This window comes from Leptospira haakeii (assembly GCF_002812045.1).
GTDB lineage: Bacteria > Spirochaetota > Leptospiria > Leptospirales > Leptospiraceae > Leptospira_B > Leptospira_B haakeii.
In genome coordinates, this window is the sequence record NZ_NPEG01000010.1 from 58,455 (window position 1) to 70,906 (window position 12,452).

Here is a 12,452-nt window from a genome sequence, read left to right on the forward strand (position 1 = left end):
ATTAATAATCAGCACTCGAATACGATTTGAATAAGAAAGTTATGACCCTTGTGCAGGAAACATCTTCGACAAGATACTACTTTTTTATAATATTCGCAAAGTCTTATGTAAGTTTTAATATTTTATTAAAAACAAAATCAATCCTTGGCACTTAAGGAATGGTCTAAAACTTTTTTCCGAAATTTCTGAAAAAGATTAGAGTTAATACCTATTTGAGATTGCCTAGTCTTAATCATAGAAACCCAATTGGACCGAGGTCGATGAAACGAATCCGCAAAAGGCATCCTATTTCCATCTTTATTCTTTCGGTTTTACTTTTGCTCCAATGTAAGGGTTCGACGAATTCTTTGGATTATATACTCTCCGGGGTAAGTGAAAAATATTCCCAAAGTGCGAACGGAGTTACGGTTTCTTCTCCCAATTATTCCTATGTAGTGCCTGAAAATCCGGTAAATGGGACCTTGGATCTAGAGATCCGATTAAACAAGATACCTACGGCGGACGTGACTTTGCCTCTTTCTTTAAGCCATACGGATCGGGCAACAATTTCTGTTCCTACAGTAACCTTTACTGCAGGCAACTGGGATTCTCCTCAGACAATTACGATTACTGGTATAGATAATTTAGCTGTGGAGGGGAATAAGGATATTTCTCTTTATGTAGGTAAAGCAACTAGTGAAGACAAATCCTATAACGGTCTTTATACACCTTCCATCGGGATTACCGTAATAGATGACGATTCATATAGCATCGTAGTTTCTCCTAAAAAGGATCTGATCACTACTGAAAAAGGAAATACCGCCAGTTTTGTCGTGGTCTTGAGCAAGGCTCCTTCCGCTAATGTTGTAATTCCTACTATCCAAAGTTCTGATTTGACAGAAGGAACCGTATCCCCTTCTTCTTTAACATTTACTAATGGGAATTTCAATATTCCTCAGGTAGTTACGATTACCGGAGTGGACGACGTTCTTACGGACGGAAATATTCAATATAAGATCAACTTAGGGAACTCCACGAGTTCCGATATAAATTATAATAATATAATATTACCTCCGGTTTCCGTTACGAATATAGATTACGAGGAACCGGCTATAATAGTCACACCTACTACTTTGAATATCAATGAGGCGGGAGCTGCTAAAACATTTACGGTTACTTTGACTGTCGAACCTCCCGGCAATGTGACCATACCTGTTTCCAGCTCGAATCCATCAAGAGCAACGGTGGATACTTCACTACTTACGTTTACTCCTGCAAATTATAATACTCCTCAGACGGTTACAGTCACTCCTGTAAATAACGGGATTGCAGACGGAAATGTGATCGTAAATATAATCTTAGGAACCGCAACAGATTACGGAAATGAAAATCCTCCTGATGTAAAAACAAATATAACGGATGATGATAGTCCTGGGATCACGGTTTCTACATTAAGCACAAATACCAATGAGGCCGGACAAAACGCGTTCTTCACAGTAGTTCTTACAAGTGAACCTACGTCTAACGTTACTGTTTCCTTTAACGAAAAGAAAGATTCGGTAAATTTAAGCAACCAAGAAGGCACGATCGACCAAACTCAGGTTACATTCACTCCTTCCAACTGGAACACACCTCAATCAGTGGTGGTTACCGGAGTGGATGACGATGTGATGGATGGAAATGTACAATACCAGATCGGAGTTAATAAGGCGACAAGTTCCGATTCCAAATATAATAATAGAACCCCTAGTCCGAATTTTGTTACAGTAAACAATTTGGACGACGACACTGCCGGCTATGTGATATTTGCAAATGGAAATACCACTCTCACAAGTAATTCTTCCGTTTCTATCAATGGTTTTGCTACAGATGATTCCGCTAAACTGGATCCTCAAACTTATTCCAAGTTCACAATCCGATTGAGGTCCCAACCTCTTTCCAATGTTACTCTAAATCTTTCTAGCGGAAGTACAACTAACGATGGAGTTTTAAATACTTCTACCTTAGTTTTCACTCCTTCTAAGAATGTAGCAGGCGGATGGAATCAGGATAGGGAAATTACCGTAACCGGAAATTCCAATGGCGCTAACGAAGGAAATCACGATTATACGGTTTCGACTTCCACTACAACAACAGATACTAAGTATGGAAACGCTACATTCGTCAAAAATCCTTCTTTCGTGTATTATAGTTGTGATAATGATGTTTCCAATCTCATTTCTTCTTGTAGAAGATCCGGAGGTTTCTCCACAAGTGAAGGAGGAGGAACTGCTACTATATATCTGATCACACAATCTTCTCCAAGCTCTAACGTAACTGTTACTGCTTCCAGTGATGATACTACGGAAGGAAATGTGACTGCTTCTGCAACCATCACTTCCGGAAACTGGAACACGATGATCTCTTCCGGAACGAATAAAATCGTAGCTACCGGTGTGGATGATGCTCTCGTAGATGGGAATGTCCTATACAATATAATTTACGGCGCAGCCACCGGTGGATTGACGTATACCACACCTTCTACACCTATCCGAAATATCGACGATGAACAAGTATTAACATTTTCGAATATAAGCGGGGATACGAGCGAAGATGGAACAAGTGCGACCTTTAAAGTAAAACTGGGACTTTCCTCTCCGCCTACCGGAGATGTCACTTTCACTCTTTCTTGTAAATCCGGAAGCACAGAATGTGCAAGCGTGAGCCCTACAAGCCTAACATTTACTTCTTCCGATTATAATGTGAATAAAACTATAACGATCACAGGCAAGAACGATAATAGAGTGGATGGCACCCAAAGTAGTTGTGTATCTTTCAGTCTTCTCACAAGTAGTGATGCAACTTTCGACCAGTATCAACCTCCTGATTATTGTGGGGTCCAAAACTTGGACAATGATAAGTTAATTTGGATCACTTCCCTTACAAAAAGTGGAAACCTGAACTCGGGCATGACTGTTGCAGACGATAGTTGTAACGATGGTGCAGATGCAAACAAACCTACAGATATGGGAAGTGCTACCTATAAAGCTTTGATCGTGGATGGTTCCACCAGGATTGCCACCACAACCGGAACGAATGCGACCGGTCAAACCAACTGGGTTTTGGATGCAAACAGAGATTATTATCTAAAGACAGGTAGTTTACCTTATTCTAATAAAGTATTTACTACGAATTCATTCAAATTTTTCAGCTTTGGAAGTTTGACAACTGCATTTAGCGGAAGCGGGTCGGATTCTTTCTGGACAGGATTAAATTCGAATTGGACTACCGCAAGTAATCACTGTAATATGTGGACCGATGATATTACTTCCGGTATTACGGGACAGTACGGGATCGGAAACGCATTAGGATCCGGGGCAATCAGTTCAGGAAATGATAGCTGTTCCGTTTCCAAAAAGTTTATCTGCGTCCAACAATAAGGACAAGGCTCTCTGCGTATAAAGACCGGAGAGCCCACCTTACATACTCTTAAAATCGAAAATTTCTTTAGACAGGACCGTCTAAAGAATGAAACATGGAGAGAGTGCCGAACCATAAGCCAGTTAAACTCACTGAAAAGGAATTTACTAAAATTTCCAGGGCCCTTGCCGAACCTAGGAGATTCCAGCTTTTACAATGTATCGGTTCCAAAAACGAACCGACTGCTTGCAGCACTCTGAATAAGTCCCAAGATATAAGCCCAGCCACCCTCTCCCACCATATTAAAGAACTGGAAAATGCGGGCTTGATAGAAACCTCCAAAGAAGGCAAATTCGTAAGTATCACCCTAAGAAGGGATATATTCAAGGCCTATCTGGACAAACTTTCCCAGATTTAGATCGAACCGACCGACGCTCATTCTAGTTTCGTTAATTTGATAATTATCGAATTATCTAAATATTTTAAAAACAAATACTTCGATACTTGTCTAACTATAAAATTAATTAGATCCTAATATTCAGGAGTGATCTTATGAGTCAGTTAAAAGGTAAAGTCGCGGTGGTAACAGGAGCTTCCAAAGGGATTGGAGCAAGTATCGCTAAAACATTAGGTTCAGCAGGTGCATCCGTAGTTGTTAATTATTCTTCCAGCAAGGAAGGTGCAGATAAGGTCGTTGCAGAGATCGAAAAAAACGGAGGCAAAGCAATCGCAGTCCAAGGTGATATGTCTAAGTCTTCCGACGTTAAACGATTATTTTCAGAAACGAAAAAGGCTTTCGGTTCGGTAAATATCCTAGTGAATAATGCAGGTGTATTCGAGTTCGCTCCCTTAGAAGCGGTAACGGAAGATGAGTTTCATAGACAAATGAATACGAATGTTCTAGGTCCTATACTTGCCACTCAGGAATCTCTGAACCATTTTTCTCCGGAAGGTGGATCAGTGATCAATATCAGTTCCATAGTGAGCGATAATCCTGTTCCAAATTCAGTTGTATATGCTTCCACTAAGGGTGCGTTGGATACTGTATCCCAAGTATTAGCTTTAGAGCTGAGTTCCAAAAAGATCAGAGTGAATACGATCGCACCGGGTGGTGTGGAAACAGAAGGAGCTCATAGACTTGGAATGATAGGAAGTGATATGGAAAAAATGATCGTTTCCAAAACTCCACTAGGAAGGTTAGGACAACCCGAAGACATAGCAAAGGTTGCGTTGTTCTTGGCATCCGAGGATTCTTATTGGCTTACGGGAGAAAGGATCAGTGCATCCGGTGGCTTTAGATAAAATTTTTTGAGTGTTTCGGGGTATGATTAGTTTGTGAATGAAACCATAAAATTCGAGTAGATCACTTATGTTGGAGCTTCTAATCATGCCCTATGAACTATTTACGGGAACCAATCCAATTAAAAAACGGCAGAGCCGAATGTATTAAAATACAAACTAACGATCAAAATTCTCTGACCAGGGAAAATATGATAGAATTGGAAAATATTCTAGCTGAGATCGATAAGGACGATAATATTCGCGCAGTCGTTCTAAGTTCCGATAATCCCAAATTTTTTTCCAACGGTATCGATGCAGAAAATATCCTAAATACTCCAAGAGAAAAACTCACCGCAGAGATGGGACAAATTGTAATCCTATTCGGCAAACTTTTAAGCTTCGGAAAACCTCTTCTTGCAGAAGTTACCGGTTACGCAATGGGTGGAGGTGCAGTTATGACTCTAGCCTGCGATTTTAAATTTATGTTGGAAGGTAAGGCAAGAATCGCATTCACTGAGGTTCTGGTTGGACTTCCTCTTCCGATCAGCTTTATTGATAAGCTTAAGATCACTGTTAAGTCGGAATACTTAAACGAGGTTTGCCTTTTAGGAACCGCTTATAAGGCAGGAGAAGCAAAGGAAATTTCTTTGATCAATGAAACCGCCGAGAATAAGGAAGATTTGCATAAACTTGTTCTGAAAAAATTGGACGAAGTGATGTCAATCGCACCAAGCGCTTACAGAAGAACCAAGGCTGCCATCAACAAAGAGATCAATGATAAATTCGAATCCCAGTTGGAATTCACCAAAAGTAGTTTTGAAGATCCTAAAGTAGTGGCAAATTTGTTGGAAGCAATGAGTGCTTTGAAAGAAAAGAGAAGACCGAAACTCACCTAATATTCGATTTTTTTAAATTTGGATCCTATAAGTTTGTAAATTTCCGAAGGTCCAAACTCCTAAAAATTTAGGATACAGGTCCTTCGGAATATTTGCATCTACTAGATTACTTCCGAATTCGCTTCCAGTAAAACCAGAAATAGTAGTATTTGCTGAGCCTGCACTTACCGCCAGATACCCGGAACCGATACTGTGAAAAATATAAACTCTTCCGGATAACGCAACTCCATCCGGATAAGTAACTGCTCCAGCAATCAAGTCTCCTAACCCATCCCCATTTATGTCGGAGATTATAAGAGTATTTCCAAAAGATTGGTTAGCTGATTGTCCCACAATTAAATTTATAGAACCAGTGGAGATATTACTTCCATTGCTTAAATTTACGTAAATTCTCCCCTGGCTGGACAAATAACCAGGAGCGCCTGTGGCAAAATCGTCATAACCATCTCCATTAATATCTCCAAGCCGAGTTCCGAATCCTAAAGAACTTAAAACAAAAGCGGTGGCTACAGCATTCGCACTTGAAGCTGCAGAAGCAGTGATTCCGCTTGTAGTTCCCGTACTGTTAAATACATAACTTCTTCCAAAAAAGCCGTTGTATTGAGGAGCTCCTACTGCGAGATCAGCGTATCCGTCTCCATTTACATCTCCAGTATTTACAACGATCCCAAAATTACTCGTAGTCTCTCCAACTATCGTAGTATTTGCTGCTGTATAAGAATTTACTGTAACTCCTGCAGTTCCAGTACTATGGAAGATCCAAACCGCTCCCGCAGATCCGGAGTATGCGTTTCCACCTACGATCAGATCTGAAAATCCATCTCCATTAATATCTCCAAGCCCAATCCCGCAGGCAAAATTACTTGAACCAGGACCTGAAATAGTTGTTCCAGCGGTGGAAGAAATGCCTCCGGATCCAGTACTATAATAGATGAATGCGAGTCCCGAAAACCCCGAAACACGATATGCACCATTTGCGAGATCATCGTATCCGTCCCCATTTACATCTCCCAATGCAATCGAATAACCAAATTCATTTGAACCTGTGTAAGTCAGGACACGATCTGCACTGGAGGCTGCGTTAGTTGTAATGCCGGAAGAACCTCCATGAAAAATATAAGTAATCCCTTGTAATCCTGAATAATCGGAGGCTCCTATTGCAAGATCACCATATCCATCTCCATTCACATCTCCCATTGCAGAAGTATAACCCATTCTTGTTTGGCCTGTAATGGAATGATCCGCCATAGTTGTATCTGTTGCGGCAATACCGGAAGCTCCTCCGTAAAAAATATAAGCAATTCCAGCACCAGAGGCATCTCCAGGAGCTGTCACTGCTACGTCTGCATAACCGTCCCCGTTTAGGTCTCTATTATATCCTTTTCTAATATTCAGGCTTAAGACCGTGGAAAGATTCGCGCTGGAATCCACACTTCTGATATTGATCGTATGGAAAGAATTATGCTTCCAAGTAGAAGAGCCGCTAGGCAAAGCAAAACTCCAGGTGGTCGTTCCAGTCGCAGTAGCGTAAGTTCCTCCATCGATACTAATCTGCACTGCGGAAACTAAAATATCATCAGAAGATGTACCATAGAGAAATCCAGTCTCCACTGTGGGTCTTCCGGAACTAGGAAGATTTGTGATCGTGACTGTAGGGATTCCAGTAGTCGTGCTCGCATCTACGCAGGTATCCCCCGTAACTAAACAGGCGACCTGAGCCTCGAGCATTGCTTCGAATGCGAGATTCATAGATTTGAGCGAACAGGATCCTAAAAAGAAAAGAAGAAGGGCCGCTACTCCAGAATGAATTCCATTTTTCAGAAATTTTCGCATGCAAATATATTTACATTCGATCGCAGACCCCGTTACAATCCAATTAGAAAAAATTGAGAAACAAATCGGGATTTTAGAAAAAAAATACCCCCTCATTTGAGGGATATTTCAAAATTTCTAATCCAAACACCCATTCCGGAATCAGTAGCGTTCGTTCCAAACTCACCTCCCAACATGGTTTTCCCATCAAATTCCTCAGAACGGCTTGTCTGTTTTTTCAGAAGCCAACCCTAAAACAAACGAGAGTTATACGAGGGAGTTAAGACATGAAAAAATTTCTGAAAGACGAGAAATTCCAGGACATTCTTCTAAAAACTGCCCTGTTAATAGTCGCCTTACTTCTAATCGTACTTTTATCCACAGGATGTAATAACGCAAAAGCAGTGAGTATAGATGCAAGCTCCTCCGCGATAGGAGCAATCGCATTTGATGGAAACATAGGGGTTTTCGGAAGTAATACTCCAGGACCTTCTCTTGTTAAAGTTAACGTTATCGGATACTTGAACAAGTCAGGCAAAGAGATGAATCTAATTCTGACAAACACTGATACTTCCGAAACTCAAACACTACAAATTTCGGCTAATGGAACCTTCTCCTTTCCAGATACTTTAGATCCAGGTACAAATTTTACAATCGACCTTGGAACTTATACAGGAGGACAAAACTGCACTCTCACTGGAGATTCCGGCAAGGCAGGCTTAGTAGCTGCTTCTAAAATCGATTGTGAAAGGAACTTGGCGGTTTTCGGGACCTGGTTTTCAGGAAGTGTTCCGATCATGAATCTTTATCAAGTGAACCAGAAAACTTCTACAGTGGTAGGAACTCCTATGTTTTTCAGCACCAGCGCAGGGTTGCCCATGCTGGATCTAGTCTGGTCCGGAAATAAATACCTAGCAGTTTGGACCCCTACGGGAAATACGATCAAAGCCAGATTTCTGGATATCGAACAAACAACTATAGGTTCTGATATTACGGTGTCAGGAACTATCTCAACCGCTCCAGGAGCAAAGATCAGCACGTTATCTGCCGCTTATAATGCGGATCTGGATGAGTTCGTAGTTGTGTTTGTAGAATTCGGTGGAAGTACTTCCTTCTCAAATTTAGTAAGATACATCCGTATCCATCCAGATGGTACCTTAATTGGAACTCCTACAACCATCAAATCTGTTCTTGGAACAATTGGATCCACTTTCGGATATTCGGATGTAATTTGGGATGGGAGCAAATATGCAACTGCATTCGAATTTCATGATAATGATACGGATGATGCACCTAATAATTATCTAGCTGTATATAGTTTTACGAACGGTGCTGCTACTCAGGTAAATCAATTGTTCTTAGCTTCCGGAACCGGTTCCACTGGAGCAATTTTCCCAGTAAGTTCTGCAGGTGCAGCTTATCCGAAATTTATAAGAACTTCTTCTGATGTATGGCTTTTCTTTAATAGATCTAATATGGGAAACACAGACAATACAATTGATTCCAGCTTAATGGAGTGGAGAAATTTGTCAGGAGTTCCTGCACAGATCAGAAGAGATACGAATCCAAATGGTTGTAATCCGAATGGTGCCGGATTCCAAACCTATGTTCCTTCTCCCGGAAACCTAGGCTCAAGAGTATTAATGGGTTATGATCTGAGATGTACCCAAAGCGGTTCCTTGTTCTTTGATGTATATCATTCTCCTATGAACTCTAGTAGCGGAGCTTTGGGAGCCATTACGAATTATTCAGGAAGTACGCTTGGACAGAATTTCACTTTAGGAAGTTCCACTACTTGCAGGACTTCCAGATGTTATACAAGTGCAGGGGCATTAGGCGACGGGGTATATATCCTAGATCCTAATTTTGACGGAAGCACTCATACTTTCTATTCGATCAAACTCTCTTCTCCGGGAAATTCTGTGGATTTCCCAGTTCAAACTTCTATCCAGTAAACTTGGGCAAGGATCCTAGTTAAGAAAAATGAAATATTATTCTTACAGGATCCTATTTTTTCTTATTTTCTTTTTATCAAATATTTATTGCTATAAGCCTCCGCAAGCATCCACACTTTTAGATCTTTTTAGTTTAAAAATGGATCTGGATGCATTTAATACGCCTATAAAAGTTTCCGTCCAAGTCTCAGGTTTAAGTTCAGGAACTCTTACTATTTCCAATCTATTGGGAGAAAATTTGGATTTTCCTTCTAACGGGACTCAGGCATTCCCTACTCTGGTCAAAATAGGAGACCAATATTCAGTTTCTATAATAGGAATATCAGGCGCGTCCGCTCAGCAAGAATGTAAGATTAGTAATCCGGACGGACCGATCGTATATCCTAAGACCGTAATATTTATCAGTTGTGGGAAGATATTCTATGATCTATCCGTAAAGGTGATCGGCTTGGATCCTTCGATTGCAGGGACATCTCCTTTAATTTTACAGAATATGTCCGACAAAATCACTTTTACTGCAGATGGAACAAAAACATTCGCACATAAAGTGGGAGATTCGGCAAATTATTCCGTTAGTTTTATCTCTATTCCTACGGGGCATTCCTGCATATTCATTCCGAACGGTTCCGGAAGTGGAACCATGTCCGGGGGAGCAGTAACCCTACTCTTAGATTGTATTTCAGTTTTAGAAATTTTTCCTAAGTCCAAGGTACTCACTCCGAATGGTAAAGTTTCGATTAAACTTTCCTTTCATGGAGTGGATCCTGGAAGTTGTAGTTTCGATCCGATTTCTATTTCAGGAAAAAATAATGTAGCTTCTCTTGCGAATCCGCCTAGTATTACTTATCCATCCGCACCGGATGATGATACAATTGTAATCACTCCCAATTCTCCGGATAAATGGGGATCTCCCGGAAATTCATTTTTTGAATTAGTGGGTTGTACTGCCAAAAGCCTGCCGGCCCAAAATGGAAACCCGATCCATTATGATTTTATAACTTCCTCGAATATTCGTTTAGTGGATGAAACTAATGGAATAGATGATCCAGGATGCGGAACCGGTTTTGGCTCGAATGCTTTCTGTAAGAGTATAGAAAAGGGAGTCCAAGAATGTGACTCTAGCGGATCTATCTGTTCTGTTTTTGTTGCCGAAGGAAGTTACACTCCTATTTCCCAAATTTTCTTAAGCGGAAATACTTCCTTATTCGGCGGTTTTAGTCCAGGATTTCCTGATCTGGATTCTGACCCAAGCATTCACCCCACAAGAATTGTAGATGATACACTTTCCAGTTGCGGGACTTCCTTCTCGAATTTCTGTAATGCAATTTTGATCTCTACTACTTCTTTGAGCTCACCGACTACAAACCTTTCAGTGAGTGGGTTCCAGATACAGATGAATCTAACCGGAGATTATTCCACTGGGATCCAAGTTTTGGATTCAAGAACCAATCTAGGACAGATCATCATCTCTAAAAATATGGTTTTTGGAAATGAAACGAACTCGAGTGGTTTTGGGATCCGTGCAGGATTAATAATCAATCAATCCGATCATGTTTTAGTAACGGAAAATTGGTTAAGAGGAGGTTCAGGAAGATCTCATTCGATAGGAGTTATGTTAGAAGGTTCCGGTTCCACTTTACAACCCATCATACTTTCCAGAAATATTTTAGATGGATTGGTCAGTATAGAACCTGCGGGATTCAGCGCCGGACTTTGGATAGAAACAGGAATTTTCGAAGGGGCAATCGTTTCCGAAAATAAGATAAATCCATATCAATATCTAAATCCGGGTTTGATTTCCGAAAATTCTTATGGAATCATTTTTACAGATGCAGTAGATTCCAGTAATATTATAAATAATGATATTTATATAGGAAATTCTAAAAACTCTTCTTTAGGAAATTCTGTAGGGATATTTACTCAGGCAGGATTCGGAATTCATAAAATTCTAAATAACCAAATTTTCTCCAGAAATCTATCCGCAAATAGTGCAGGTATTATTTTCGGAAGTCCTCCTGAACCAACTTCCGTCGTAAGAGGGAATAATTATTTTGTGAGTGTACCTGTAGTCATAGGTTTTGACCAATATATCTTCTGTGGAAGCACATTAAACCAAGAAGATTGTGTTCATCCAATTTCTGGACAATTTGTAGGGGATTTTTCAAATAGTTACGGTGCAGATCCTAAGTTTGTAGATACGACCGAGATAGAAAAGATTTGGAATTTTAATCTTCCTTTTGGAATTCCATCATCTGCAAATTCTCCTTGTTCTTCACTTTATGGTGGAGTAGATCTGAGTACGATCACACTTCCAATTACTGCAATCCCATTCCTACAAACTGATTTTTATGGAAGTCCAAGAACAAATTCGTCTAGTCCATTTGCTCCACCGGGAGCCGGTTCTATTTCGATTGGCGCAATAGAATCAGATACAAATTGTTTTTGAAATCTTCTTATACCAAAGACCAATAAAATTCGAAACGATCCGCGCGGATTTATGACTTGATAGATCCTAATCAGTGCTTTCCATGGAAGTATGTCAGACATTTCGATTTACGAAATTACAGTAACACAAGTAATCAAAAACCTAGAACATCTAAAACGATTTATAGATAAGGGCAAAAGTTTCGCCGAATCCAAAAAGATCGAAATAGATGTTTTATTAAATTCAAGACTCGCCCCGGACCAATACAATCTCATCCGACAGATCCAGTTGGCCTGCGATACGGCAAAATTAGGAGCAGCTCGCTTAACTGGAAAACATTTCCAAACACATGATGATAAGGAAAAAACTCTTTCGGAAGTAATCGATAGGATTGATTCGGTTGTTGGTATTCTGAAAGGCCTGAAACCGGAAGATTATAAAGAAGCTTCCGATATCAAAATTTCTTTGCCTCGTTGGGAAGGGAAATCCCTTACCGGAAAGGAATATGCCCTTCATCATATGATCCCGAATTTCTTCTTTCATATAGTAACTGCTTACGATATACTTAGGCATAATGGAGTCGAACTGGGTAAGAAGGATTATCTGGGAGATTTTCCTTTTAAATCATAGCGTCGAAGTTACTACATTTTTGCGCCTTCGCGACTCCGCGTGAGTTTACGCAGCTCGCGCCAGGGATCGACGCGG

Annotated in this window: 8 protein-coding genes; 7 read left to right on the forward strand and 1 reads right to left on the reverse strand. The window is 40.4% G+C overall.

Annotation, left to right across the window (positions count from 1 at the left end; translation table 11 throughout):
* Positions 1–260: 260 nt before the first annotated feature.
* From CH377_RS14525 to CH377_RS14540, 4 genes are all read left to right on the forward strand, one after another.
* On the forward strand, positions 261–3,398 hold the full coding sequence (locus CH377_RS14525; RefSeq protein WP_100724486.1) for a DUF1554 domain-containing protein: 3,138 nt from the start codon (positions 261–263) through the stop codon (positions 3,396–3,398).
* Between the two features lie 95 nt (positions 3,399–3,493).
* Positions 3,494–3,796 (forward strand): ArsR/SmtB family transcription factor, encoded by a 303-nt coding sequence (locus CH377_RS14530; protein WP_100724487.1) that lies wholly within the window; start codon positions 3,494–3,496, stop codon positions 3,794–3,796.
* A gap of 134 nt (positions 3,797–3,930) precedes the next feature.
* On the forward strand, positions 3,931–4,680 hold the full coding sequence (locus tag CH377_RS14535; RefSeq protein ID WP_100724488.1) for an SDR family NAD(P)-dependent oxidoreductase: 750 nt from the start codon (positions 3,931–3,933) through the stop codon (positions 4,678–4,680).
* Positions 4,681–4,772: 92 nt separating this feature from the next.
* Complete coding sequence (locus CH377_RS14540; RefSeq protein WP_100724489.1) at positions 4,773–5,555, forward strand: enoyl-CoA hydratase/isomerase family protein; 783 nt, start codon at positions 4,773–4,775, stop codon at positions 5,553–5,555.
* Positions 5,556–5,567: 12 nt separating this feature from the next.
* Here the strand turns inward: CH377_RS14540 and CH377_RS14545 are convergent, their stop codons facing one another.
* Complete coding sequence (locus CH377_RS14545) at positions 5,568–7,388, reverse strand: FG-GAP-like repeat-containing protein (protein WP_100724490.1); 1,821 nt, start codon at positions 7,386–7,388, stop codon at positions 5,568–5,570.
* Positions 7,389–7,654: 266 nt separating this feature from the next.
* Between CH377_RS14545 and CH377_RS14550 the strand changes: the two genes are divergently transcribed.
* The 3 genes from CH377_RS14550 to CH377_RS14560 all read left to right on the forward strand — a co-directional run bounded on the left by CH377_RS14550 (position 7,655) and on the right by CH377_RS14560 (position 12,377).
* Complete coding sequence (locus CH377_RS14550; RefSeq protein ID WP_100724491.1) at positions 7,655–9,322, forward strand: hypothetical protein; 1,668 nt, start codon at positions 7,655–7,657, stop codon at positions 9,320–9,322.
* Between the two features lie 28 nt (positions 9,323–9,350).
* Positions 9,351–11,768, forward strand: coding sequence for a hypothetical protein (locus CH377_RS14555; RefSeq protein WP_100724492.1), 2,418 nt, complete (start codon positions 9,351–9,353; stop codon positions 11,766–11,768).
* Positions 11,769–11,858: 90 nt separating this feature from the next.
* Positions 11,859–12,377 (forward strand): DUF1993 domain-containing protein, encoded by a 519-nt coding sequence (locus tag CH377_RS14560; protein WP_100724493.1) that lies wholly within the window; start codon positions 11,859–11,861, stop codon positions 12,375–12,377.
* Positions 12,378–12,452: the final 75 nt, after the last annotated feature.